At 43.1% G+C, this 26907-nt stretch carries 26 protein-coding genes; 24 read left to right on the top strand and 2 right to left on the bottom strand.

Annotated elements, in window-relative coordinates; all coding sequences use genetic code 11:
* The first annotated feature begins 14 nt into the window (after nt 1-14).
* Nucleotides 15-2534: an FtsK/SpoIIIE family DNA translocase gene (locus ACFQ0C_RS24990; RefSeq protein ID WP_379370613.1), complete on the top strand. Its 2520-nt coding sequence runs from the start codon at nt 15-17 to the stop codon at nt 2532-2534.
* 140 nt (nt 2535-2674) lie between these two features.
* Here the strand turns inward: ACFQ0C_RS24990 and ACFQ0C_RS24985 are convergent, their stop codons facing one another.
* Entirely contained in the window at nt 2675-3085 is a 411-nt protein-coding gene (locus ACFQ0C_RS24985) for a hypothetical protein (RefSeq protein WP_379370611.1), read from the bottom strand.
* Nucleotides 3086-3221: 136 nt separating this feature from the next.
* Complete coding sequence (locus ACFQ0C_RS24980; protein WP_379370609.1) at nt 3222-3437, bottom strand: hypothetical protein; 216 nt, start codon at nt 3435-3437, stop codon at nt 3222-3224.
* A gap of 184 nt (nt 3438-3621) precedes the next feature.
* Here ACFQ0C_RS24980 and sleB point away from each other — a divergent pair, with 184 nt between their 5' ends.
* From sleB to ACFQ0C_RS24865, 23 genes are all read left to right on the top strand, one after another.
* Nucleotides 3622-4416, top strand: a complete 795-nt coding sequence (gene sleB / locus ACFQ0C_RS24975; RefSeq protein WP_379370607.1) for a spore cortex-lytic enzyme — start codon at nt 3622-3624, stop codon at nt 4414-4416.
* An 88-nt stretch (nt 4417-4504) separates the two neighbouring features.
* Nucleotides 4505-5788, top strand: coding sequence for an EF-P 5-aminopentanol modification-associated protein YfmF (gene yfmF, locus ACFQ0C_RS24970; RefSeq protein WP_379370604.1), 1284 nt, complete (start codon nt 4505-4507; stop codon nt 5786-5788).
* A 2-nt stretch (nt 5789-5790) separates the two neighbouring features.
* Nucleotides 5791-7077: an EF-P 5-aminopentanol modification-associated protein YfmH gene (gene yfmH / locus ACFQ0C_RS24965; RefSeq protein WP_379370602.1), complete on the top strand. Its 1287-nt coding sequence runs from the start codon at nt 5791-5793 to the stop codon at nt 7075-7077.
* The gene (gene ymfI / locus ACFQ0C_RS24960; protein ID WP_379370600.1) at nt 7074-7829 is read left to right on the top strand and encodes an elongation factor P 5-aminopentanone reductase; all 756 of its coding nucleotides are present in this window, start codon (nt 7074-7076) and stop codon (nt 7827-7829) included. The genes yfmH and ymfI overlap by 4 nt, the downstream gene beginning before the upstream one ends.
* Before the next feature lie 78 nt (nt 7830-7907).
* Nucleotides 7908-8165: a DUF3243 domain-containing protein gene (locus ACFQ0C_RS24955; protein ID WP_258212349.1), complete on the top strand. Its 258-nt coding sequence runs from the start codon at nt 7908-7910 to the stop codon at nt 8163-8165.
* Between the two features lie 165 nt (nt 8166-8330).
* On the top strand, nt 8331-9167 hold the full coding sequence (locus ACFQ0C_RS24950) for a hypothetical protein (RefSeq protein WP_379370598.1): 837 nt from the start codon (nt 8331-8333) through the stop codon (nt 9165-9167).
* A 110-nt stretch (nt 9168-9277) separates the two neighbouring features.
* On the top strand, nt 9278-10042 hold the full coding sequence (locus tag ACFQ0C_RS24945; protein ID WP_258212347.1) for a DUF3388 domain-containing protein: 765 nt from the start codon (nt 9278-9280) through the stop codon (nt 10040-10042).
* A 39-nt stretch (nt 10043-10081) separates the two neighbouring features.
* Nucleotides 10082-10939, top strand: a complete 858-nt coding sequence (locus ACFQ0C_RS24940) for a helix-turn-helix domain-containing protein (protein ID WP_379370595.1) — start codon at nt 10082-10084, stop codon at nt 10937-10939.
* A gap of 193 nt (nt 10940-11132) precedes the next feature.
* Complete coding sequence (locus ACFQ0C_RS24935; protein WP_379370593.1) at nt 11133-11627, top strand: YajQ family cyclic di-GMP-binding protein; 495 nt, start codon at nt 11133-11135, stop codon at nt 11625-11627.
* A gap of 144 nt (nt 11628-11771) precedes the next feature.
* On the top strand, nt 11772-13100 hold the full coding sequence (gene rimO, locus ACFQ0C_RS24930) for a 30S ribosomal protein S12 methylthiotransferase RimO (RefSeq protein ID WP_379370591.1): 1329 nt from the start codon (nt 11772-11774) through the stop codon (nt 13098-13100).
* Nucleotides 13097-13675 (top strand): CDP-diacylglycerol--glycerol-3-phosphate 3-phosphatidyltransferase, encoded by a 579-nt coding sequence (pgsA, locus tag ACFQ0C_RS24925; protein WP_171651551.1) that lies wholly within the window; start codon nt 13097-13099, stop codon nt 13673-13675. The genes rimO and pgsA overlap by 4 nt, the downstream gene beginning before the upstream one ends.
* Before the next feature lie 50 nt (nt 13676-13725).
* A complete protein-coding gene (locus ACFQ0C_RS24920) occupies nt 13726-14967 on the top strand; it encodes a competence/damage-inducible protein A (RefSeq protein ID WP_379370589.1) in 1242 nt (413 codons plus the stop codon).
* Between the two features lie 193 nt (nt 14968-15160).
* On the top strand, nt 15161-16207 hold the full coding sequence (recA, locus tag ACFQ0C_RS24915; protein WP_308861680.1) for a recombinase RecA: 1047 nt from the start codon (nt 15161-15163) through the stop codon (nt 16205-16207).
* A 66-nt stretch (nt 16208-16273) separates the two neighbouring features.
* Nucleotides 16274-16969 (top strand): regulatory protein RecX, encoded by a 696-nt coding sequence (locus ACFQ0C_RS24910; protein WP_379370586.1) that lies wholly within the window; start codon nt 16274-16276, stop codon nt 16967-16969.
* Between the two features lie 295 nt (nt 16970-17264).
* Nucleotides 17265-18812: a ribonuclease Y gene (gene rny / locus ACFQ0C_RS24905; RefSeq protein WP_171651547.1), complete on the top strand. Its 1548-nt coding sequence runs from the start codon at nt 17265-17267 to the stop codon at nt 18810-18812.
* A gap of 148 nt (nt 18813-18960) precedes the next feature.
* The gene (locus ACFQ0C_RS24900) at nt 18961-19755 is read left to right on the top strand and encodes a TIGR00282 family metallophosphoesterase (RefSeq protein WP_258212340.1); all 795 of its coding nucleotides are present in this window, start codon (nt 18961-18963) and stop codon (nt 19753-19755) included.
* Nucleotides 19756-19894: 139 nt separating this feature from the next.
* On the top strand, nt 19895-20155 hold the full coding sequence (locus tag ACFQ0C_RS24895; RefSeq protein WP_025335291.1) for a stage V sporulation protein S: 261 nt from the start codon (nt 19895-19897) through the stop codon (nt 20153-20155).
* Nucleotides 20156-20277: 122 nt separating this feature from the next.
* Complete coding sequence (locus ACFQ0C_RS24890) at nt 20278-21222, top strand: dipeptidase (protein WP_379370583.1); 945 nt, start codon at nt 20278-20280, stop codon at nt 21220-21222.
* Nucleotides 21223-21452: 230 nt separating this feature from the next.
* Nucleotides 21453-23204 carry a 2-oxoacid:acceptor oxidoreductase subunit alpha gene (locus ACFQ0C_RS24885; protein ID WP_258212338.1) on the top strand — a complete coding sequence of 584 codons (1752 nt, stop codon included), beginning with the start codon at nt 21453-21455 and terminating at the stop codon, nt 23202-23204.
* Nucleotides 23192-24058, top strand: a complete 867-nt coding sequence (locus ACFQ0C_RS24880) for a 2-oxoacid:ferredoxin oxidoreductase subunit beta (RefSeq protein WP_258212337.1) — start codon at nt 23192-23194, stop codon at nt 24056-24058. The genes ACFQ0C_RS24885 and ACFQ0C_RS24880 overlap by 13 nt, the downstream gene beginning before the upstream one ends.
* Before the next feature lie 125 nt (nt 24059-24183).
* Complete coding sequence (gene pduL, locus ACFQ0C_RS24875; protein ID WP_379370770.1) at nt 24184-24753, top strand: phosphate propanoyltransferase; 570 nt, start codon at nt 24184-24186, stop codon at nt 24751-24753.
* A gap of 178 nt (nt 24754-24931) precedes the next feature.
* Nucleotides 24932-26398 carry a tRNA (N6-isopentenyl adenosine(37)-C2)-methylthiotransferase MiaB gene (miaB, locus tag ACFQ0C_RS24870; protein ID WP_258212335.1) on the top strand — a complete coding sequence of 489 codons (1467 nt, stop codon included), beginning with the start codon at nt 24932-24934 and terminating at the stop codon, nt 26396-26398.
* An 84-nt stretch (nt 26399-26482) separates the two neighbouring features.
* Complete coding sequence (locus tag ACFQ0C_RS24865; protein ID WP_258212493.1) at nt 26483-26878, top strand: YlbF/YmcA family competence regulator; 396 nt, start codon at nt 26483-26485, stop codon at nt 26876-26878.
* The last annotated feature ends 29 nt before the right edge of the window (nt 26879-26907 follow it).

Raw genomic sequence — 26907 nt, 5'->3', positions numbered from 1 at the left:
GGGGGGTGAGCCGTGTGGCAAGACCGAAAAAGAAAGCCAAAGCAGCAATTAGAACCAATTTGAAGTATGAACTGTATGGGATTGTCATTCTGACCCTTTCCATCATTGCTTTATCAAGGGAAGGACCGGTGGCCCGGGCCTTGACTTATTTGTTTCGTTTTGTGATAGGCTCCTGGGATTTCATTTTCCCGCTTATTTTCATTTATGTGGGTCTGTATGTAATGGTGAAGCGCCAATGGCCGACATGGAAAACATCCCGCAAAGCTGGAATTTTCCTAATGCTTTTAGCACTCTTGATGATGAGCCATATTAGCTTGTTTGAGCAGCTTTACCCGAAAGGTAAGTTTACAGCTGGCATGATAATGAGTCAGTCATGGAGCAGTATGGTAGACGGGCTTAAAGCGACGGACAAAGGGCAAGCCATCCTTACTAATGAAGTAGGCGGGGGAATGCTTGGGGCTTCTTTATATGCGATCTTGTATTCCTTATTCGCGAATATTGGGGCTAAGCTGATTCAATATACCTTGCTAGTCATCGGATTTATATTGTTAACAGGTATATCTATTGTGGATCTGATCGAGAAGCTAAAAGGGAAGCAGTCATTTTCCGATTCATTGCTGGCTCAGTACATAAAACGTAAAATACTAGAAAGAAGAACGAAACAAGCTGCTGTACCGAATATTAAGAAAAAAACTATGGTTCCTTTTATTCCAGATGAGAGCGAATTTGATGAGGAAACATTAAAACCGGAGCGTAAAATAAAGAAGGAGGGCAAGAAACGCTCTTTATTTTATGACTTGCTTCAACCCAAACAATCTGTTGATCGTGAAATTGAAGCAGTGAACAGCAGCGACGAGATTGAAGAGGAAGTAAAAGTCCAAACAATGTCTAAGCCTCCAGCAGAGGAACAATTGGTTTTCCAGCGAGAGGTGGAACCCGATCCATTGATTCCGGTTATACGAGACTTTCAGGAGCATGTTCAGCATGAGGTATCAACAACGCAAAGCAAAGGTCCGGATGTTGGAAAGTCAGCTCCTGATGCAAATGCTGAGCCTTCCAGTGATGATTCTGGCGCTGTAGAGGATTTCACGATCAATAATAAGCCGGTCGCTCTACCTTATGAGCTTCCCTCATTTGATCTGCTATCCAAGCCAAATCTTGGCAAGGGTGCCGATTCGTTGGATTATAAAGCGGTAGCTCGCAAGCTGGAAGCGACCTTGGAAAGCTTCGGCGTAAGAGCCAAAGTATTGGAAGTCGTTCGTGGCCCATCAGTCACGCGGTATGAAATTCAGCCTGATGTAGGTGTCAAAGTTAGCCGAATCGTTAGTTTGACGGATGATATCGCTCTTGCTCTGGCTGCTAAAGACATTCGGATGGAGGCACCAATCCCTGGAAAATCGGCAATTGGGATCGAAGTACCGAATTTAGAAGTGTCTATTGTCACTATGCGTGAAGTGATGGAAAGCGGAGCTTTTCAAGAGTCCAGCTCCAAGCTGTCTATAACATTTGGCCGTGATATTTCTGGACAGCCAATTGTCGGTAATTTGGCGCGTATGCCGCATATGCTTGTAGCGGGTGCCACTGGATCGGGTAAATCTGTATGTATTAACGGGATTATTACTAGTATTTTGTACAAGGCTAAGCCCGATGAAGTTAAATTTCTTATGATTGACCCTAAGATGGTTGAATTGAATGTTTACAATGGCATTCCACATTTGCTTGCGCCTGTTGTAACGGATCCTAGAAGAGCTTCTTTAGCGTTAAAAAAGGTTGTTGTTGAGATGGAAAAGCGTTACGAGCTCTTCTCGAAGAGTGGTACGCGGAACATTGAAGGCTACAATAATATGCTTGTGGAAACTCAGACAGGAGCCCCACTTCCTTACATCGTTGTTATTGTAGATGAGTTAGCCGACTTAATGATGGTCGCGGCCAACGATGTTGAGGATGCGATTTGCCGCTTGGCTCAAATGGCACGCGCTGCCGGAATTCATTTGATCATTGCCACACAAAGACCATCCGTAGATGTTATCACGGGTGTAATTAAAGCCAACATTCCATCAAGAATTGCATTCGGGGTTTCTTCACAAGTCGACTCCAGAACTATTCTTGATATGGTAGGAGCTGAAAAGCTGCTCGGGCGCGGCGATATGCTTTATTTGCCTATGGGAGCATCTAAACCGGTACGTGTACAAGGAGCCTTTCTATCGGATAACGAGGTGGAAACGGTTGTTAATTTTGTCAGGACGCAAGGTCAGGCGAACTATGTTGAGGATATGGTTCCGCAGATCGAAGAGCAGCCTGAAGTACAAGAGCAAGTTGAAGATGAATTGTATGATCAAGCGGTTCAAATTATTTTGGAAGCCAAGCAGGCTTCGGTATCCCTGCTTCAACGTCGTATGCGTGTAGGCTACACTAGAGCCGCCAGATTAATTGATTCGATGGAAGCAAAGGGTATTGTAGGTCCTTATGAGGGAAGTAAACCGCGCGAGGTGTTAGTTTCACTGGAACAATATCAAGATAGAATGAGTTCTTAATATATGGAGCATGCCGTCTGAAGTCGACGGTATGCTTTTTTTAATATCAGACTTGATAAGTTTTCAGCGGATAGCCGTGAAAGAAACTAGCCTTGCAAGGAGGAGAAGCGAAATACTTCTCCTCCTTATGACACTGCTTGCTATTTTGACTTCGAACGATTACCGCCTTGGCTTCTATTGCTCTGACTTCTATTGCCCTGCCAGCCGCCATGCCCGTGCTGACCGCCGGTGTTGCCTTGCCAACCGCCATGCCCATGCTGACCGCCTGTATTGCCTTGCCAGCCGCCATGCCCATGCTGACCACCTGTATTGCCTTGCCAGCCGCCATGCCCATGCTGACCACCTGTATTGCCCTGCCAGCCGCCATGCCCATGCTGACCGCCTGTATTGCCGTGCCAACCGCCATGCCCTCCTTGCCAGCCATGTCCTGTATGACCGGCGTTCCAGCCACCATGCCATTGCTGATGATACCAGGGATTATATGGATGAGGGTAAGGATGTGGATGATAAGGGTACTGATTATAAGGATTTCCATGTGGGTTATATGCCATTGGATTACCGCCTTTTCGTAAGATAACACAGCGTATGCTTCCCAAGTTAAGCTTGAAGCTTGGCATTTAGAAATAGGCCTTTGAATAGGCTGTGCAATAAAAAGGATGCACCATGCTCAAGCAATATTCCATATTTTTAATCATCGTCATCGGATTCCTGCAATTTTTTTAATGTTGATTTTGGCGGGAATGCAATAAAGATAGTCAGCACAGAGTTTGATACAGACAAGGGAATTCTTAAGGGGAGAGCAGGAAGAAAAAATCGCAAGGCCGTATACCAAATAATGGTGCAAGAAATAACAAATAATACATAAATGACAATTAAAAATAGAATATGCTCCAGCTTATTCATACACTTCACACCCCATTTCTCTCAGTATATTCTGGGTAGTGGACAGTGTGATTTCACAATTGGAAAAGCGATGGCCCTAAGTAAGCTGTTTTATCAGTATTATCTGAATAGAAGCGCCCTTCCTTTCTCATAATAACCTTAAAAAGGTTACCAATATGCAGTTAAGAAAGGTGAGTATCCATTGATGAACAAGCGGTTGGTGTTAATTACGTTTTGTTTGATTTTTGTTTTATTCTCGGGTTACCAAATCAAGCACCATTTTGATGTAGAGCAAACCTTCAGTAAGAATGATGTTAGATACGGTGAAAATGGCAAAGATGTTTATGAGCTGCAAGGCCGTCTTAAGTTTTTGGGATTTTACAAAAATGAAGTGGATGGTGATTTTGGTTATAATACACTGCGTTCCTTAAAATGGTTTCAGTCGGAATTTGGTTTAAAGGTTGATGGTATTTTGGGTGCTAAAACAAAATTGAAGCTGTGGGAAGCGACGAAAGAATATAAGCCAACTGCGGGCGAGCTGCCCTCAACCTCTGGTGGAGGTGGAGGAGGTTCAGCGGGATCGTCAGGAGGCGCGACAGCCCCTTCAGACAATGGAAATTTGGCCCCTTCCAGCAATATGGGGCTGTCGGAACAGGATCTGAAGCTGATGGCCAACGCAGTATACGGCGAATCTCGTGGAGAGCCTTATATAGGTCAGGTGGCTGTTGCAGCCGTTATTTTAAATCGAGTAAAATCACCTAGTTTTCCAAATACAGTCTCTGGGGTCATCTTCCAGCCTGGCGCCTTTACGGCGGTAGCAGACGGTCAAATATGGCTAACCCCTAATGAAAGTGCCAGAAAAGCAGTACAGGAAGCGTTGAATGGTATGGATCCATCGGGCGGCTGCATATATTATTTTAATCCGGAAACTGCAACGTCCGCATGGATATGGAGCCGGCCTCAGGTAAAGCAGATCGGGAAGCATATATTTTGTAAATAAGGTTAGCGTGAAGCAACCCTTGCGGTTGCTTCTTCTGTTTCCAAAGGAATATAATGGATTTGTAGATCTGGAAAGGAGCAATGTCCCTTTGAAAAACATCCAATTTGAACGCGGAGCGATTGGTAACATTCGTGTCCATGTATTGCCCACGGATCAATTTAAAACGTATGCCATATCGGTATACATTGGTACTCCGCTAGGGGAGGAAACAGTAACTCCAACTGCCTTCATTCCGTTTGTGCTTCGCCGTGGAACCCAAACTTATCCGGAAACCAAGCAATTTAGAGAGAGGCTGGACGATTTATATGGTGCAGGCTTCGGCTTTGATATTTACAAACGCGGCGATTACCAAATGGTTCAATTCCGTATGGATTTGATTCAGGATCATTTCGTAAGCAGTAAGGATTCGCTGCTGCAGCAAGGCATCCGATTTGTCGGCGAAGCAATTACGAAACCGGCTTTGAGCAATGGCCGTTTTGTGGATAAATACATTGCCTCAGAGAAAATCACACTGCAGAAACGAATTGAATCAATCATAAACGATAAAATTAGATATGCAGCTGAACGATGTGTGGAGGAAATGTGCAAGCAAGAGCCTTACAGGCTGCATCCGTTGGGGAATATCGATGCTTTACAGAAAATTACGGCGGATTCCTTATACGCTAATTATGAGCAGTGGCTGCAAACTTCACCTATTGATGTCTATATTGTCGGACAGACGACTCTAGAGGAAGTACTCCCATTAATCGAGAATAGCTTTAGTTTGCAGCGGCAAGCTGCAGGAAGCTATACAGCCAAAGTGCAGCACCATCAAGTAAGCGATGTGCGCGAGGTTGTTGAAAGGCTGGATGTCAATCAAGGCAAGCTGAATATGGGTCTCAGGACGAATACAACCTATGCGGATTCGACTTATCCTACCATGCTCATGTACAACGGCATCCTAGGTGGGTATCCACACTCGAAGCTGTTTACTAATGTTAGGGAAAAAGCCAGTCTTGCCTACTATGCATCCTCACGTTTGGATGGACATAAGGGCATATTGACTATCCAGTCCGGCATTGAATTGGATAAATATGAGAAAGCGGTTGAAATAATACGCCAGCAGTTGGACGCTATGATTGCCGGCGATATCAGTGATACTGAAATGCAGCAAACAAAGGCGATGATTACAGGGCATTTAAGAGAACTGCAGGATTCCGCATTCGAGATCATTTCATTTGATTTTAACAATATATTGTCTGGAGTTGAACGTACAGTTCCGGCTTTAATCGATGATGTTGTTTCGACGGAGAAATCACAGATTCAAGAGGTTGCCAAACAGGTGAAGCTCGATACGATTTACTTCTTGCGCGACCGGAAGGGAGGAGAATAGACATGAAGGTGATTCCATATCCCCATGTGAAAGAAACTTTATATGCGGAGCAGCTCCCTAACGGATTATCTGTATTTGTGCTTCCCAAAGAAGGCTTCTCCAAAACCTATGCGACCTTTTCAACCAAATACGGTTCAATTGACAATCATTTTCAAGTAGAAGGCTCTCAGGAAATTAAGGTGCCGGACGGAATTGCGCATTTTCTGGAGCATAAAATGTTCGAGGAGCCTACAGGAGACATTTTCTCAGTGTTCGCTTCTCGTGGTGCTTCAGCCAATGCTTTCACAAGCTTTGATAAGACGGCTTATCTCTTTTCAGCAACCGAGGATATCCATGACAATTTGCAAACCTTGTTGGATTTTGTCCAAAATCCTTACTTTACCGATGAAAATGTCGAGAAAGAAAAAGGGATTATCGGTCAAGAAATCAAGATGTATGAAGACAATCCAGATTGGCGTTCCTACTTTGGCTTGATCGAAACGATGTATCATAAACATCCGGTACATATTGATATTGCCGGAACGGTAGAGTCCATTTCCCACATAACTAAGGAGCTTCTATACGATTGTTACCACACCTTCTATCACCCAAGCAATATGAGCCTTTTTGTCGTGGGTGGAGTGAAGCCTGAGGAAATTATGGAGCTGGTCAAACAAAATCAAGCCGCTAAGGATTATAAGCCGCAAGGCACTATTATAAGGCATTTCGAATCAGAGCCATCTGGTGTCAAGCAAAAGGAAAAGGTTACTTTACTACCCGTTTCATTACCCAAATGTTTATTTGGCTGCAAGGAGCCTGAGCAAACGGCTAAAGGCAAGGAGCTTCTTGAGCGCGAACTAACGATGAAGCTTTTGCTGGATATTTTACTAAGCCCAAGCTCAACCATTTACCAAAAGCTGTATGATGAGCAGCTCATTTCTGACAGCTTTGGCAGTGAGTATAATATCGGAGAAAATTATGCGTTCTCTGTGCTTGGCGGTGATACCAAGGATCCGGAGAAACTAATCTCCCGAGTCTGCGAGGAAATCGATCTTGTCAAAGCTAAGGGCATCGATGCCGCAGATTTTGAAAGAAGCCGGAAAAAGAAAATAGGCGGATTCATGAGATCTTTGAATTCACCCGAAGCGATTGCCAATGAGTTTACGAAATACAGGTTTAAGGATATCGATTTATTCGATATATTGCCTGTTTACGAGAAGCTGAAAATAGAAGATGTGAATGAAGTGCTTCAGAAGCATTTTGACTGGAATCAGCTTGCTGTATCAATCGTTAGAAGTGAGCAGAAATGAATAAACCTAGACCCTTCACTGAGCAAACAGTTCTGATTATGGGGGGGAGCCGCGGCATTGGTGCAGCCATAGCCGAGCGCTTCTCCATGGTTGGGATGAATGTGGTCATTCATTATTTGCAGTCGCATGAGGCTGCTAATGAAACGGCAAGAAATTGTATGAAGCATGGAGCCAAGGTGCTGACAGCAACTGCTGATTTGAGAAGCAAGGAACAAATTATGCGGCTTCAGGAAAAGCTGAACCAACATGAAATGGTACCGGATATATTGGTTAACAATGCTGGAATCAGCCAATATGGTCTGCTGTCGGATGTAACCGAAGAGCAGTGGGATGACATGATGAGTGTCAACCTGAAAGGAACCTTTCTAACCACGCAGCAATTTATGGGACCGATGATCCGGCAAAAATACGGCAGAATTATTAATGTATCCTCTATCTGGGGCATTTCAGGTGCTTCCTGCGAGGTCGCTTATTCAACAGCCAAGGGCGGTGTTAATGCTTTTACCAAAGCTTTGGCGAAGGAGCTTGCACCATCGAATGTAACTGTGAATGCAGTAGCTCCCGGTGCTGTGGACACACAGATGATGGCTAATTTTGATCTTTCTGAAAAAGCGGCGATAGAAAATGAAATTCCTGCAGGCCGCCTTGGACAGCCGGATGAAATCGCTTCGCTGGTGTACTTTCTGGCATTACCAGAGTCCGGATACATTACCGGTCAAATCATAAGCCCTAACGGCGGATGGCTTACCTAACCATCTGCATATTTCCCCCCCTTTTAGTGAACATTAGTATTCGTAGTACAACTTCATTTCTAGGGAGGCATAATCAATATGGCAACTGTGTTGAAGGTGTTTGACCGATGGAAAGAATTTTTGAATGAGCGTGTGCAGCAAGCTGAAAATGCCGGTATGAAGGATGAAACGATTAATAAATTGGCCGTTCAAATCGGAGAATTTCTTTCGGATAAGGTTGATCCCGAGAACCAAGAAGAACGGGTATTGAAGGAACTATGGGATGTAGCCGATGAGAATGAGAAGAAAACTATTGCGCGCCTTATGGTAAAGCTTGTAACACCTGGGATATCCTAATTTTACAAACTGCGATTGTTATTAAATTTAATACCTTGCATTTCTTTGGCCTCCTGCTCGGGAGGCTTTTCCCTGGTTTTCATGGTATACTTATATGGATTGTCTTAAATTTTATGAAAACTCTATGTAGGGTAAACAGGATGATGAAAGGCGGCTTGGAGAAGTTTGATTAAGATGAAACCTGCAGGATGGTTGATGTTTATTTGTTTGGTTTTATTTATTAGCGCATGTGGTAAAAATATTCCGACAATAAATCCTCAATTACTACAATCCAAACAATCAGTATTGGTAATAACAACTCCCGGTTTAAATGAGTCAACAGCAGCTTTATTTCAGAAAACGCTGCTTGCATGGCGAGATACTAATCACATAGCATTTGAATGGTTACCTAATGTAGCTGCGATTGAGAATCCGCTGGTCGAGAAAATAAAAACTTCGCCTTATGATTACATAATCGTTATAGGCAACACACTCACTTCGCAGGCAGCCACTCAGGCTGCTGCATTGGCGGATAAAAAATGGATTTTGCTGGATGATGCCATTTCACAGTCCACGGTACCTATCAGTGGCGAGCATATTGTGTGGAAGCAGACAGGGCAAGGTTTTTTAGAGAAACAGTGGCAGGAATGGGTTAAGCAGCAGCAAGTGATAGGTAAAAGATTGGAGTGGGTCACAACCTCTACCAATCCTATTCCCTCGATATGGGCGCCTTCAGAGGAAGCGGAATATATATCCCTATCTGATGCCGAAGGATGGTACCCGCCATTTCAATCTCAAGTCAGACAGCATGGTCCAGATTGGTTAGTTGTTTATTCTCCGTTGGAAGCGACTGTATTGCAGCGGATGAAAGCTTTGCAGGTACCGATCATGAATATATCGGCAACCACTATTAATGTACAATGGGAATTCGTAATGACCGCTGTATTGAACCAGTTGCAAAAGCAATGGACACCGGGCTTACAAGCTTATCAGAACGAAGAAATTACGGTTATTAAGCCATAATAATCTTTTTCCTGACATGCAGAAGGAATTTATCGAAATTTGTAGAATATTTTCGTAAACTATTACAATAAAATATAGATGATCATTTAAAATTACTATGGGGTGTAAAAATGGAAACAAAGCAGTGGTACATGGAATACAAAATTCACAAAAACCGTCCCGGTCTTCTAGGGGATGTCGCATCCTTAATGGGGATGCTTGATATTAATATTGTTACCATTAACGGGGTTGAAGACCGTACTCGCGGCATGCTCCTGCAAACCAATGATGATGAAAAAATTGATTTAATGGGTAAAATGTTGAGAAAAGTGGATAATATAACTATAACGGCTCTTCGCGAGCCCAAACTGGTTGATATTTTAGCTGTACGTCACGGCCGTTACATTGAACGAGACTCTGATGATCGCAAAACATTCCGTTTTACTCGCGATGAGCTTGGCTTATTAGTTGACTTTCTAGGGGAAATTTTCAAACGTGAAGGCAATCAAGTCGTGGGGCTGCGCGGGATGCCTCGAGTCGGCAAAACCGAGTCCATTATTGCAGGGAGCGTTTGCTCTAACAAGCGTTGGACATTTGTTTCATCGACATTATTGCGTCAGACGGTCCGCAGTCAATTGTCAGAGGACGAAATGTCAGCAAACAGTGTGTTTATTATTGATGGTATAGTTTCGACTATACGATCAAACGAAAAGCATCACACCTTGCTGCAAGAGATCATGAGTATGCCTTCTACGAAGGTAATTGAGCATCCGGATATTTTTATTCGTGAATCCGAATATACCTATGATCATTTCGATTACATAGTCGAATTGCGCAATAATCCAGATGAAGAGATTTCGTACGAAACCTTTACCAACGGATTTGGAGATTATTAAAATCAGCACATCATGACGGCATCGAAAAGGGGTGAGAATATGTCCGATCTTGGCCAACTGTTGCGAAAAGCACGGATGGAGAATAAAATTTCGCTGGATGACCTGCAGGAAACAACCAAAATCCGCAAGCGTTATTTAGAGGCAATTGAAGAGGGGAATTACAAGATACTGCCTGGTACTTTCTATGTGAGAGCGTTTATAAAAAGCTATTCCGAAGCGGTGGGCTTGGATCCAAATGAAGTATTGCGGTTATATCAAAATGTAATACCGGCCCATGAGCAGGAGCAGCTCATCGAGCCAATCCGCAGCAAGCGAACGCGCCGCAATACCGAGAAAATCGGTAAGTGGGCTTCTAATGTTATGATGGTGTCCTTTGTAGTACTTATATTAGGGATTATTTACTACTATCTGAATATGCATTATCCGGGAAATCCGAATGATGCTAAGCCTACTGATGAACCTAATCGGGTAACAGATAAAAAGCTAGACCCTTCGACCAATTTAAATAGCGGAAGCGCAGCAGTGTCCTTGACCGAGAAGAAGACCGAAGCACCGGTTCCGACACCTCCCCCTGCTCCCAAAATCGAAGTTAAGCTCGTGAAGAGTCAGAGTGGAACGGATTATTATTCCGTCTCCAATGCCGATAAACTGACCATTCAAATGAAAGTAACAGGTGAGGCATGTTGGGTCCAGATAGACTCATTGGGGCAGAATCGAGAGGTTGTTGAGCAAGGCACCTATACCAATGGGAAATCTCAAACCTGGGAGGTAGCTAACTCAGCATTTCTCATTTTTGGCCGCTCCAACGCCATTGAACTAACGGTGAACGGAACTTTGGTACAGGTCGGAGATACACCTAACGCTAAACGGATTCAAATCGATTTACAAAAGGTTTGATTGTGACGACTGCGACTGTAGACACCCCAAGCGTTGGCTGGCGGTGTCTTTTTATGTTATTATATTAGAAAATTATGTTAGGTAATATCTAGAAGGCCAAGTAATGAATAAATATTCACGAAGGTGCCTTCGTCGGATAGACTCCTAGGGTTCAATAGGATTGCAGAATTATGAAGAAAAAGGAAGTGTAGCCATGAGTAACGCAGAAAGTTCTTTTGATATTGTGTCCAAGATGGACATGCAGGAATTGAACAATGCGATCAATCAAGCTGAAAAAGAAATAGGCACCCGGTTCGATTTTAAAAACAGCAAAAGCAAAATCGCCATCGAAAAGGAAGAACTGGTCATTGTTTCCGATGACGAATTCAAGCTGCAGAATGTATTGGACATTTTGTACTCAAAGATGGCCAAACGCGGAATATCGCTGAAAAACCTGGATTACGGCAAAGTTGAACCTGCATCTTCGCAAACCGTACGCCAAAGAATCAAGCTAAAGCAAGGTATAGACCAAGATAATGCCAAAAAAATTAATATCCTGATTCGCGATTCCAAATTGAAGGTTAAGAGCCAAATTCAAGGTGATCAGATTCGGGTTACAGGGAAAAATAAAGATGATCTTCAACAAATAATCCAATTGCTTAGGAAAGAGGATATTCCTCTGGAACTGCAATTCTTAAATTTCCGTTGATTTTGTAGGTCGACAATAAGTAATGAAAACCTTTGCGGGAGCAGGAATGCTGCTTTTTGCACAGGTTCTTTTTTTGACACTATTCAGTCCGTTGTATTATACTTGATACTATTAGAGGCAGGCTTAAATATTGGAGGAAGTTACATGACAGAGAAAGTAAAAGTAGTTACGTTGGGGTGCGAGAAAAATCTCGTTGACTCCGAAATTATGTCCGGATTGGTTTTTGGACGTGGCTACGAGCTGGTGAGTGATAAGGAAGATGCAACTGTTATCATTGTTAATACATGCGGATTTATCGATGCCGCCAAGGAAGAATCGGTAAATACGATATTAGATATGGCTGATTTGAAGGAAACAGGTCAACTGAAGGCACTGATTGTATCCGGCTGTTTAACACAACGCTACAAGCAGGAACTAATGAGGGAAATGCCTGAGATTGACGGTATTGTTGGAACAGGTGACTTTGATAAAATTAATGACATCATTGACGATGCGTTAGCTGGGAAGAAACCGATGCTGGTTGGAAACCCGGTATTTAATTATGACAAGCCACTGCCTAGAAGGGTTACAACCCCGAGGTACACCGCTTATGTGAAGATCGCCGAAGGCTGTGATAATGCCTGTACGTTCTGCAGTATCCCGATTATGAGAGGCAAATTCCGCAGCCGGAGCATGGAATCTATAATAGCTGAAGTGGAACAACTGTCTTCCCAAGGAGTTAGAGAGATCAGCTTAATAGCTCAGGATTCCACCAATTACGGTACCGATTTATATGATGGCTTTATGCTGCCTACGTTGCTCAATAAGATTACAGAGGTATCTGGTATCGAGTGGGTACGACTGCATTATGCTTATCCAGGTTTCTTTACCGATGAGTTGATTGAGACAATAGCGAGTAATCCGAAGGTCTGCAAGTATATCGATATGCCTTTGCAGCATAGTGAAGACAGCATATTGAAGCGTATGAGAAGACCGGGCAGACAACAGGATGCCAGAGCTTTGCTTGAGAAAATTCGTGCGAGAATTCCTAATGTTTCATTACGTACTTCGCTTATTGTCGGTTTCCCTGGTGAGACTGAGCAGGATTTCGAAAATCTGAAGCAATTTATTCAGGATGTGCAGTTTGATCGTTTAGGTGTGTTTGCTTATTCCAAGGAACTGGATACACCTGCCGCTAAGCTGCCGGATCAAGTGCCTGATCAAGTGAAGGAATACCGTGCCAATACATTAATGGAAATTCAAAGAGAAATCTCTAATTTGCGCAATGGTAATCGTATCGGTCATACTGTAGACGTATTAATCGAAAAGTATGATGGCCGCAATGACGTATATGTTGGCAGATCTCAATATGATGCACCTGAAATCGACGGGGAAGTATTCGTAACAGGTTCACAGCTTGCAATTGGAGAATTAGCAAAAGTTCGTATTACCCATTCGTTTGAGTTTGATTTATCTGGGGAGGTTGTGGCATGAACCTGGCCAACAAGATCACCTTGGCGAGGATCTTTTTAGTTCCAATTATCATGCTCTTTTTACTGGTCAACGTGAAATTTCCGCATATACGCATTGAGCAATTCAGCATTACCTACAATCAGATTATTGCCGCGCTTATTTTCATCATTGCCGCTTGGACGGATGGTCTGGACGGGTATATTGCCCGTAAGCGGAAGCTCGTAACTAATCTGGGTAAGCTGCTTGATCCGTTAGCGGATAAACTATTGGTGTCAGCGGTCCTCGTCTCTCTTGTAGAGATGGATAAAGTAGGGGCTTGGATTGTTATTGTCATTATCAGCCGGGAATTTGCGGTTACGGGCTTGCGTCAAATTGCCTTGCTGGAAGGGCATGTCATAGCGGCAAGCAAGTGGGGCAAATGGAAGACAGCTGCACAAATTACCGCGATCATCTCTCTACTGATTAATAATTTTCCGTTTGCCTTCATTAACTTCAGGTTCGATATGTTCGCAAGCTGGATCGCAGCTATTATTACGCTGTACTCAGGCTTTGATTACTTTATTAAAAACAAACATGTTATTAATTTTAACGAATGAAACAGTAGGATTTTCCTATTGTTTTTGTTTTATTCAGAGGAGATGAGAATATGAAAGCGGAGATTATTGCGGTTGGAACTGAACTGTTGTTAGGGCAAATACTGAATACGAATGCACAATTTCTGGCACAGTCTTGTGCTGATTTAGGAGTAAGCGTCTACTTCCAGACGGTTGTTGGCGATAACATGAGCCGCTTGACAGAGGCGCTGCAAACAGCCAAAAGTCGTGCTGATCTGATCATTTGTACGGGAGGGCTTGGACCTACACAGGACGATCTCACCAAGGATGCGCTCGCTGCGTTTCTCGGCCGGCAAATTATTATGCATCAACCTTCAATGGACGCAATAGAATCGATGTTCAGTACGCGTGGGATCCATATGGTCGAAAGCAATCGCAGACAAGCGCTGATGCTGGAAAATAGCGATCCGTTAATCAATGATGCAGGCCTTGCGGTTGGAATTGCATTGACTCAAGATCAAACGCACTATGTATTATTGCCAGGTCCGCCTAAAGAAATGAAGCCGATGTTTGAAAGGTATGCCGCTCCATGGATCTCTGCCAAAATGAATCATGTGCATCCTCTATACTCTCGGATGCTTAAATTTGCGGGTATCGGGGAATCGTCACTAGAGCATGAATTACTGGATCTTATTGAAGCTCAGACCGATCCTTCGATTGCTCCCTATGCCAAGGAAGGCGAGGTCGCCATTCGTTTGACAACTCGGGCTGCTTCGGTAGAAGAGGCGAACCTGAAGCTGGATCCAGTTGAACATGAAATTCGCAGCAGGCTGGGACAATTTGTCTATGCATCGGAAGATGTAACATTAGAGCAAGAAATTGTGCGCATTCTGAGCGCCAGAAAGCAGCTTCTGGCTGCGGCGGAAAGCTGCACAGGAGGATTGTTCAGCAACATGCTCACATCGGTTCCAGGAAGCTCTGCAGTGTATAGAGGAGGCATCATATGCTATTCCAATATGCTGAAGCATAAGCTGCTTAATGTGCCTATGAATGTTCTCGAAGGTCCGGGGGCACCCGGAGCTATCAGTGGCGAGACTGCCAAGCTATTAGCCGAGCAAATGCTGGTACAAGCCGATTCAGATTACGCGGTAGCTATTACTGGAGTAGCGGGTCCCGATTCTTCGGAGGGTAAGCCGGTTGGTCTTGTTTATGTGGGGATTGCCCGGAAGCAAGGGGAGACCGTAGTCGAGCAGCTGCAGCTTACCGGCAACAGGGACTCTATCAAATGGCGTGCGGCCAAAAGCGCCCTATACAAGCTTTGGAAGCTTCTTTAAAAAATACTCTTGTATTGTGGGTTCATATTGTAATATAATAGATTTACGGAAGCACCGTAACAAGTCAAAGCTACTTTGTTACGGTTTTTCTTTTGACTTTTAATCGAATGTATGTTCGTAAAAAAATGCTTGGCAACACAATCAAAACCAGTTATCATGTAATTATCCAATATAAAAAAAGGAAGTGACTGTTTTGGCAGATCGGCGTGCAGCATTGGAAAGTGCCCTTCGTCAAATTGAGAAACAATTTGGTAAAGGCTCTATTATGAAGCTGGGTGAATCCACCCATATGAAGGTTGAGACTATTCCCAGCGGTTCTTTGGCTCTTGACATTGCACTGGGTATCGGCGGCTATCCGCGCGGTAGAATTATAGAGGTATACGGGCCTGAATCTTCTGGTAAAACTACAGTCGCATTGCATGCAATTGCTGAGGTACAGAAAGCCGGCGGACAAGCTGCTTTTATCGATGCTGAGCATGCATTAGATCCACTATATGCAAGCAAATTAGGAATTAACATTGATGAACTGCTGTTGTCTCAGCCTGATACGGGTGAGCAAGCGTTAGAGATTGCTGAAGCTCTTGTACGCAGTGGTGCAGTTGATATCATCGTAATTGACTCTGTCGCAGCTTTGGTTCCGAGAGCAGAGATTGAGGGCGAGATGGGCGACTCCCATGTAGGCTTGCAAGCCCGACTCATGTCGCAAGCATTGCGTAAACTTTCTGGTGCTATTAATAAATCGAAAGTAATTGCGATCTTTATTAATCAGCTCCGTGAGAAAGTAGGCGTCATGTTCGGTAATCCAGAGACGACTCCAGGGGGTCGTGCATTGAAGTTTTATTCAACCATTCGTTTGGATGTCCGTCGAATCGAGACAATCAAACAGGGCAATGACATGGTTGGTAACCGCACACGTATCAAGGTTGTAAAGAATAAGGTGGCACCACCGTTTAAACAAGCGGAAATTGATATTATGTACGGCGAAGGTATTTCCAAAGAAGGCAGCATTATCGACATTGGTTCTGAAATGGATATCGTTCAAAAGAGCGGAGCCTGGTATTCGTACAACAATGATCGTTTGGGACAAGGCCGTGAGAACGCGAAGCAATTCTTAAAGGATAATCCACATATTGCAGATATGATCGATAGCAAGATACGTGAAAATAGTAATTTGATAGTAGCTACTGGGTCCGACTTGGATGAAGTGGAAGAGGATGAAGATTTGGAAGCAATTGAATAGCAAGGTTGGAGGCACCTTTACTATTAGTATAAGGTGCCTTTGCCTTAGGTTTGGAGTGTTTTATTTATGGAAAATGAAATGAATTTATCCGGCACGATTACAAAGGTGGAGCGGCAAAAGAAATCGAAGGACCGGTATAATTTATATATTGACGAACTATTCGCATGTTCCTTGCATGAGGATATTTTAATTAAGTACAGGCTTGTTAAGGGAACAAGGGTCAGCATTAAAGAAATGAATGAGATTGCACAAGCGGAGGATAAGCAGCGGGCTTATTTGGATGCTGTAAGGCTGCTGGCTTCAAGACTGCATTCCCAGCATGAGTTGGCCAATCGCTTGAAGCAGAAAGGCTATGAGCCCCCACTGATTACTGCCACAATGGACCGTTTGAAACGGGAGCAATATATTGATGATCAGTTGTTTGCTGATCAGCTGACGAAGCAGCGGATTCAGTCACAAAAGAAGGGCCGGAACTGGGTAAAACAGGAATTGAGGCAAAAAGGCGTAAAGCCGGAGCAAATTACACAGGCACTTGATCAAATCGATGAGGATGCGGAATATCGAAGTGCCCTCGATTTAGGGGCCAAGAAGTATCAGAGTGAAGCAAACAAAGATGTCCTGAAAGCAAAAAGTAAGGTGATGATGTTTCTTCAACGGAGAGGCTACAGCCTGGGTACCATCTCGCGTGTAATGAAAACAATAAGCAGCTCAGCAGATTTCGATGAAGATCATCTGATAGAAACAGATGATTTCGATTACTAAATTAAATTAATATTGTATATTATTAACATAATTAAACAATGGCCATTTGATTGCTCTATCGAGCTTCTTTTCATATGGGAAATCAATTATACAGTGGACACCTTGACAAGCTTCTTCGACAAAAGATAAAATAATAATGTGTATATTTATACAAGGATCATCTTGACCTGCCTGATCGGGGTGATTCGCAAAGTAAAATCGCCAATTTTTACTTTATTCTTACGCTTGTAAAACGGATTAAAAACCATACTGTCCCAAGCTTACCCCTTGGAGAAACAACGAGGAGGTGAACTGGATGCAATTGAATCCGGTCATCTGGATCTTAATCATCCTCTTTGTTGGTGCAATATGCTTAGGGATTGGTTATTTTATCCGCAAATCCATTGCAGAAGCGAAGATTTCAAGTGCTGAGCAAGCCGCCCAGCAAATCAAGGAAAGCGCGAGTAAAGAGGCGGAGGCACTAAGGAAAGAAGCGGTTCTGGAAGCGAAGGATGAGATTCATAAGCTCCGAACCGAAGCTGAAAAAGACATTCGTGATCGTCGAAATGAAACACAACGACAAGAGAGACGTTTGTTGCAAAAAGAGGAATCGCTGGATAAAAAATTAGAATCTCTGGAAAAGAAAGAAGAGCAAGTCGCCAACAAAGAGAAGAGAATTGAAGAAACACAATCGCAAATTGATGAGCTTTACAAAAAACAAGTTTCGGAGTTAGAGCGAATTTCTGCTCTTTCCACGGATGACGCTAAACAAATCATCCTTAACAATGTTGAACAAGAAGTTCGCCATGAAACGGCACAGTTGATCAAAGAAATTGAGCAGCAAGCTAAAGAAGAGGGCGACAAGAAGGCACGCGAAATTATCACGTTAGCAATCCAAAGATGCGCTGCTGATCATGTAGCCGAAACTACTGTATCCGTAGTTTCATTGCCTAATGAAGAAATGAAAGGCCGCATTATCGGACGCGAAGGAAGAAATATTAGAGCTTTGGAAACGTTGACGGGAATCGATCTTATTATTGACGATACCCCTGAAGCCGTTATTCTGTCCGGTTTTGATCCGATCCGTCGTGAAATTGCACGCACTTCACTTGAGAAGTTAGTTGCAGACGGCCGGATACATCCCGCTCGCATTGAAGAAATGGTCGAGAAATCCCGCAAGGAAGTGGATGAACGCATTCGTGAATACGGGGAGCAAGCAACATTTGAAACCGGTGTTCATGGGCTGCATCCGGATTTGATCAAAATTTTGGGCCGACTGAAGTTCAGAACAAGTTATGGACAAAACGTGTTGAAGCATTCGATGGAAGTGGCCTATTTAACAGGATTGATGGCGGGAGAGCTCGGGGTAGACGTGACATTGGCGAAACGTGCCGGTCTCCTGCATGACATCGGTAAAGCTTTGGATCATGAAGTTGAAGGTTCTCATGTTGAAATCGGCGTAGAAATTGCCAAAAAGTACAAGGAACATCCGGTCGTCATAAACAGCATTGCGTCCCATCATGGTGACTGTGAAGCAACTTCGGTTATTGCTATGCTGGTTGGCGCGGCAGACGCTCTGTCCGCTGCTCGTCCGGGAGCGCGCCGTGAAACACTCGAAACTTATATCAAGCGCCTAGAGAAACTTGAAGAGATTTCAGAGTCGTTTGAAGGCGTGGAGAAGTGCTACGCTATTCAAGCCGGCCGTGAAGTACGTGTCATGGTACAGCCTGAGAAGGTCGATGATACAGAGGCATTCCGCCTGGCGCGTGATATAACGAAGAAAATCGAGAGTGAACTGGATTATCCGGGTCATATCAAGGTTACCGTTATACGTGAAACGCGTGCAGTCGAATACGCTAAATAAACAAATGCATATAGTTAAAGGAGAAAAGTGGCTGAATAGCCACTTTTCTTTGTCTTTATAACAGTAGTACGGTATAATAAAAGTTTGAACCAGAAGAGCAAAACATAGGCATACAACTAATTTTATTACATTTGATGGGAGATATAGCATGAGAATTTTGTTCATCGGCGATATAGTGGGGTCAGTCGGTCGCAAGGCCGTAAAAGCCTGCCTGCCAAGATTGAAGACGAAGCTGAATCCAACCTTTATTATAGCCAATGGCGAGAATGCAGCAGCGGGAAGAGGAATCACAGCGGCCATCACAAAGGAATTGTTCGAGCTTGGAGTTCATGGTATTACAATGGGCAATCATACGTGGGATCAAAAGGATATATTCGATTTTATCGATGATGAGGATCGGATGGTAAGACCGGCTAACTTTCCAAAAGGGACGCCTGGCAGAGGCTTTACGACAATCAAAGTAAAGGATCAGGAACTGCTGATTATTAATTTGCAGGGACGTACCTTTTTGCCTCCACTGGATTGTCCTTTTGAGAAAGTGGATTCAATCCTTGAGTCCCAGAAGAAGAAGCATAAATACGTGCTTGTAGACTTCCATGCGGAAGCAACCTCTGAGAAGCTTGCAATGGGCTGGCATTTGGACGGGAAGGTGTCTGCAGTAGTTGGGACACATACCCATGTTCAGACGCATGACGAGCGTCTCCTGCCTTCAGGAACGGCATATGTAACGGATGTGGGGATGGTTGGTCCTCAAGATGGGATTTTGGGCATGGAGAGAACAGCGGTTATGCAGAAATTTAGAACGCAGCTTCCGGTCCGTTTTGTGGTTGATGAAGGCAAATGGCATTTTCACGCGGTTTGTATTGATTTAGATCCTATAAGTGGTTTGGGCAAAAAGATACAATTAATTCGGATGGATGAGGATCAATTGCTTTTTGAGTAAAATGAGCCATCCAATGATAAATAACTGACAATTCTTAATTGTTAGAAAATTCGATCTTCGGGATGAAGGAATTAACTGCAAAATTCTAGAATATGAATAGTACTGGAAGCAATCCATCATTCCCGAGGAGGTACTTTTCATGGATGTATTAAAAGTTTCAGCAAAGTCTAATCCTAACTCCGTAGCCGGCGCACTAGCAGGGGTATTACGTGAGCGTGGTGCTGCCGAACTGCAAGCGATTGGTGCCGGTGCTCTTAATCAAGCTATTAAAGCCGTTGCAATCGCTCGTGGATTCGTAGCTCCCAGCGGGGTTGATTTGATTTGTATACCAGCATTTACAGACATCGTGATTGATGGAGAAGATCGCACGGCTATTAAATTGATTGTGGAGCCAAGATAGCTCAGCTTTCATTATAAGTTTCATAGTAAGCGCCTGTTTACGTTGTAAACAGGTTTTTTTATTTGCAGTTCTAAGGAAGTGCCGTATATCCTTCATACGTAAAATTTAGAGGGGGTAGCTAGATGGTTATCATTGATGGTCATTGTGATGTGTTATGGAAAATGTATGAGAATCCGCTGATCGATTTTTATGCTCCACAACAAGCTGAGCTGGATGTTAACTATGAAAATATGATGAAGTCGGGAATTAAGATTCAATGCTTTGCCATTTACTTGCCGGAGTCCATTAAGCAGCCTAAATTCGATGATTACTTGGAGTACATAAATATTTTTTATCAGAAGATCGCAATAATGGATAAATTGATCGTAATCAAAAACCAATCCGACTTGCAGCAGGTGATGAATGGGACGAAGGTTGGAGCTATTCTTACATTAGAAGGTGCAGACGCTATTAATGATCATTCGTTGTATACGCAAATATTATTTCGTCTCGGTGTCCGTATGATCGGAGTAACCTGGAACTACGCGAATTGGGCGGCGGATGGAATATTGGAAGCAAGAAAAGGGGGATTTTCAAAAAAGGGAAAAAGATTTATTAAAGAGTGCAATGATTTGGGCATAATATTAGATGCCTCCCATTTATCGGTTCGTTCGTTCTGGGATCTTGCAGATCATTCGAAAAAGCCTTTCGTAGCAACACATTCGAATGCATACGCAGTTTGTCCACATCCGAGAAATTTGAATGATGATCAAATACGTGCTTTAATTACTAGGGGAGGCCGAATAGGAATTACGTTCGTACCTTGGTTTGTTAGTGATAAAGGGGACGCTTCTATTTCCCAACTAATGAAGCATATAGAGCGTGTGTGCGCGCTGGGCGGAGAAAAACAGGTTGTATTAGGCTCCGACTTTGATGGATTTAATATTAAGATGCCCGGCTTGGAGCATGCAGGCCAACTGGATAATTTGGCGCAACAGCTTTCCAGGTATTACAAGGATCAAATAGTGGAAAACTTCTTGTATCGGAACTGGTTGACGTTTTTTGAAACGAGTTTACCCATTTCATAAACGCTTACATCTGTCTTGGATATGTATAATAGATAAACCAATCTCAATTTGATATGGATATCATCTAAAAATACTATGTTTGTTTTATTGAAAAGCACTTGCTTTTTATCGCTTAAAATCATAAAATTTGGTTGACAACTGAAAGAAATTTTTTATCCAAATATTAAGTTTCTTTTAAACATAAGTTGATCAGTTGCAAAGTCAGTGACTATCAAAAGGAGTGGACAACGGTGATTAGCCAATTATCTTGGAAGATCGGAGGACAACAAGGGGAAGGTGTTGAAAGTACCGATAAAATATTCTCGACGGCATTGAATCGTCTTGGATATTATTTGTATGGGTACCGCCATTTCTCCTCTCGTATCAAGGGGGGACACACCAATAACAAGATCAGAATCAGCACAAAGCCAATTCGTGCTATTTCCGATGATCTGGACATCCTTGTTGCATTTGACCAAGAAACAATCGATTTGAACGCATTTGAGCTGCGTGACAACGGTGTAATCGTTGCAGACGCCAAATTTAATCCTGTTGTACCTGAAGGAATTAAAGCTCGCTTGTTCCCGGTACCGATTACCGCTATCGCTGAAGAGCTAGGAACTTCACTATTTAAGAATATGGCTGCTTCCGGCGCATCTTGGGCTTTGCTAGGCTTGCCGCTGGAAGTGTTTAATAAAGCAGTTGAAGAAGAGTTCGGACGTAAAGGTGCAGCTGTTGTTGAGAAGAACATTGAAGCAGTTCGTAAAGCGGCTGAATTTATTTTGGAAGCTAACGGCGGACCATTGCTTGAGTTCCAATTGGAGCCAGCTGACGGTAAGCAGAAATTGTTCATGATCGGCAACGATGCAATCGGTCTTGGTTCTCTTGCAGGGGGATGCCGTTTCATGCCTGCATACCCAATTACACCAGCGTCTGAGATCATGGAATACTTAACCAAAACCCTTCCTAAATTCGGCGGTGCCGTAATTCAAACGGAAGATGAAATAGCGGCTGTAACGATGGCAATCGGAGGCAACTACGGTGGCGTTCGTACAATGACAGCATCCGCAGGTCCTGGTCTATCCTTGATGATGGAAGCAATCGGCCTTGCTGGTATGACCGAAACTCCTATCGTTATTGTGGACACTCAGCGTGGAGGTCCAAGTACAGGTCTTCCTACGAAGCAAGAACAGTCCGACTTGTATGCTATGATTTACGGTACACATGGTGAAATTCCAAAAATTGTGCTTTCCCCTTCATCGATTGAAGAGTGCTTCTACGATGCGGTTGAAGCTTTCAACTTGGCTGAGAAATACCAATGTCCTGTAATTTTACTTACTGACTTGCAGCTATCACTCGGTAAACAATCCTGTGAAATGCTCGATTACAATAGAATTCAAATTGACCGCGGCCGCTTGGAGCAAGGCGAGCTTCCGGAAAATGAGCCTAACAAGCTGTTTAAACGTTACGAGTTTGCTGAGGATGGAGTTTCTCCTCGTGTTATTCCGGGTCAAAAGCATGGGATTCACCATGTTACCGGCGTAGAGCATGACCAAGAAGGCCGTCCATCTGAAAGCACGGATAACCGTAAGAAAATGATGGATAAGCGTATGGAGAAATTAAAGCATGTAAAAGTAACGAATCCTATCCTTATCGATGCACCTCATGAAGAGCCTGAATTGCTGATCATTGGCATGGGTTCAACTGGTGGAACAATTGATGAAGCTAGAACTCGTCTGGAAGCAAAAGGGATTAAAACTAATCATGCAACTGTACGTCTATTGCATCCGTTCCCGGCTGCAGAATTAGAGCCTTTTATGAGTAAAGCAAAAACTGTTGTTGTTATTGAGAACAACGCTACGGGTCAATTAGCTTCCTTAATCAAATTGAACGTAGGTCATGCAGACAAAATTAAGAGCTTGCTTAAATATAACGGTAATCCATTCTTGCCGGCAGAAATTACTACATTTTGTCAGGAGCTGAACCTTGTATGGCAACATTAAAAGACTTTCGTAACAATATTAAACCTAACTGGTGCCCGGGATGCGGAGACTTTTCCATACAAGCGGCAATTCAAAGAGCGGCTGCTAACGTAGGTTTGGAGCCTGAGAATCTAGGTATCGTTTCCGGTATCGGATGCTCCGGCCGAATTTCTGGTTACATCAACGCTTATGGCTTCCATGGTGTTCATGGTCGTTCACTTCCAATCGCTCAAGGTTTGAAAATGGCTAACCGTGAGTTGACGGTTTTAGCTGCAGGCGGCGACGGCGATGGCTTCGCAATAGGTATGGGTCATACTGTTCATGCGATCCGTCGTAACATCAATATTACTTACATCGTAATGGATAACCAAATCTATGGTTTGACCAAAGGCCAAACTTCACCAAGAAGTGCTGAAGGCTTCAAAACAAAAAGTACACCTGCTGGTTCAATCGAATCCGCATTGTCTCCGTTAGAAGTAGCTTTGGCGGCTGGCGCGACCTTCATTGGTCAATCGTTCTCCAGTAACTTGAAGCAGTTGACGGCTTTGATCGAAGCTGGTATGAAGCATAACGGCTTCTCATTCATCAACGTATTCAGCCCATGTGTTACTTTTAACAAAGTAAACACGTATGACTGGTTTAAAGAGAACATCGTAGACTTGGAAGAAACTCCTGATTACGATCCATCCAACCGTGTAATGGCGATGACTAAAATTATGGAAACCAATAGCTTGCTTACTGGCTTAATTTATCAAAATACTACTAAAACAAGCTATGAAAATCACGTTCCTGGTTTTAAAGAAGAAGGAATGTCCAAACTTAACTTGAAAATCTCTGAACAAGAGTTTGATAAATTGGTAACTGAATTTAAATAGATTTTCAATCCAAAGCATATGGCTGCTTGCCATATGCTTTTTTCATAGAGAAACGATATAATAAAAATCAGAAGAATCAGCATTTCTTAAATTAATACAATCTGAAATAGTATGAGGTGTATATGATGAAACAAGTACCGATTGGGGTATCAGCCCGACATATTCATTTATCTGAGGAGCATATTGAGCTGTTGTTTGGAAAAGGACATCAATTGAAAGTGCTCAAAGATCTGTCACAGCCAGGTCAGTATGCCGCGGAAGAAACGGTAGCGGTTGTTGGACCTAAGGGGAAGTTCGAGAAAGTGCGTATTTTGGGTCCGGCGCGAGAAAATACACAGTTGGAGGTTTCGCGGACAGATGCTTTTTTATTAGGTGTGAACCCGCCGGTTCGTGAATCAGGAAATACAAATGGAACTCCAGGGATTCAGCTAATTGGACCTGCGGGAGAGGTTACTATTGCGGAAGGGGTTATTATTGCAGCCCGACATATTCATTTTCATACCGATGATGCCGCTAAATGGGGGATAGTCGATAAGCAGCTGCTTTCGGTTAAAATTATGGGCGAAAGATCGTTAATATTTGAGCAGGTATTGGCGCGTGTATCCGATCAGTATGCACTTGATATGCATATCGATACGGATGAAGCCAACGCGGCTGGTGCTAAGACAGGGGATATGGCTCTGATCTTATCGTAACCGACGAAATATGTTACATAGAAGCTCTCCACATTACTTATTGTGGAGATTTTTCATATTAATAATTTGTGCGGATTTCGCCTTTTTATAGCACTTGGATTAAGGGAAGAAAAAATGCTATAATTTATTGTCAGACTATAAAAAGAGAATTTTGTTTATATAGAAGGAAGGTGCAACATTGCCTAAAGAAACGAAGGATTATGAGAAATATTTCCAACCTCCTTCTCTCACTAATGCAAAAAAGAGAGGGAAAGAGGATATTCAGGTTCATTATGATTTCGGTATTCCTGAAGAAATGACTGTTTTTGGGAAAGATAAATATTATTATATCCAAACTTACGGCTGCCAAATGAATGAACATGATACGGAAACGATAATGGGACTTTTGGAGCAAATGGGTTACCAGTCAACCGAGGATCGGCGTCAAGCTGATGTCATTCTGCTGAATACATGTGCGGTACGAGAAAATGCTGAGGATAAAGTGTTCGGTGAATTAGGGCATCTAAAGCATCTAAAAATCGAGAAGCCTTCGCTGGTGCTCGGCGTGTGCGGCTGTATGTCACAAGAAGAAGCCGTTGTTAATCGTATTTTAAAGAAGCATCCGTTCGTTGATTTAATATTTGGAACCCACAACATACACCGCCTTCCATTGCTGTTAAAAGAAGCTTTTTTCAGTAAGGAAATGGTAATAGAGGTGTGGTCTAAAGAAGGCGACATCGTAGAGAATTTGCCGAAGAAGCGCGAAGGAATTAAGGCTTCTGTAAACATAATGTATGGCTGTGACAAATTCTGTACGTACTGCATTGTTCCTTACACCAGGGGCAAAGAACGCAGCCGTAAGCCTCAGGATGTATTAGCTGAGGTTCGGGATTTGGCAAGACAGGGCTTTCAGGAAGTTATGCTGCTCGGTCAAAATGTAAATGCATACGGGAAAGATTTTGAGGACAGCAATTATCGTTTCGGGGATTTGATGAATGATATTTCCAAAATTGATATTCCTCGTGTTCGTTTCACGACTTCGCATCCTAGAGATTTCGATGATCATCTAATTGAAGTTTTGTCGAAAAAAGGAAATCTGGTGGAGCAAATTCATTTGCCGGTTCAATCAGGCAGCAATGAGATTTTGAAACGGATGAGCCGTAAATATACGCGTGAGCATTACTTGGATCTCGTTGCCAAAATTAAGCAAGCCATTCCTGATGCCAGTTTGACTACGGATATTATTGTCGGGTTCCCGGGCGAGACTGAAGAGCAGTTCGAGGAAACGTTGTCTTTGGTTAAAGCGGTCAAATTCGATGGTGCCTACACCTTTATTTATTCACCGCGTGAAGGTACACCTGCCGCAGATATGGCGGACGATGTGCCGATGGAAGTTAAGAAGAACAGGTTGTACCGTTTGAATGACATTTTGGGGCAGTTCAGCAAGGAATGTAACGATAATTATAAGGGACAGATTCTTGAGGTACTGGTTGAAGGTGAGAGTAAGAATAATGCGGAAGTTCTAGCAGGACGGACGCGTACGAATAAGCTCGTGCATTTAACGGGACCGAAGGAATTGATTGGCAAGGTCGTTCCTGTTAAAATAACGGATGCTCAAACCTGGTATATCAAGGGTGACTGGGTACCTGCAGCAGTAGCCAACTAATTCATACATTTCAAGGAGCGTGAGGAAGCAATGTCAGGAAACCATAATCATGACCATCATGATAATCATATGCAATGCAGCGATATGGAGCACTATACCAATACAGAAATGATCGTAAGAGAAGATATTTTATCAAAAGCCAAGGAATTAGCTGATCTAATCTCGACCTCAAATGAGGTACAATTTTTTCAAAAGGCTGAGGTTCAAATTTCATCTAATGATCAAATTCAAACGTTAATTAGCGCAATCAAAAAGAAACAAAAAGAAATTGTTGCTTTCGAATCGTTCCAAAATGCAAAAATGGTTGCTAAAATTGAAAAGGAAATTGAGGAGCTGCAGGATCAATTGGATTCGATACCTATTGTTAATGAGTTCCGTCAATCCCAAGAAGATATTAATTATTTGCTTCAGCTTGTCATGTCTGTAATCCGTGATACGGTTTCAGAAAAGGTGACTGTAGAATCTGGCGCTTCTGAATAGTCTATTTAAAATAAAAAAACTTATAAGCC

It is taken from the genome of Paenibacillus sp. GCM10027630 (assembly GCF_042676305.1).
Lineage (GTDB): Bacteria > Bacillota > Bacilli > Paenibacillales > NBRC-103111 > Paenibacillus_S.
Note: the sequence above shows the minus strand (reverse complement) of the source record. Positions and strands in the feature narration are given on the sequence as shown.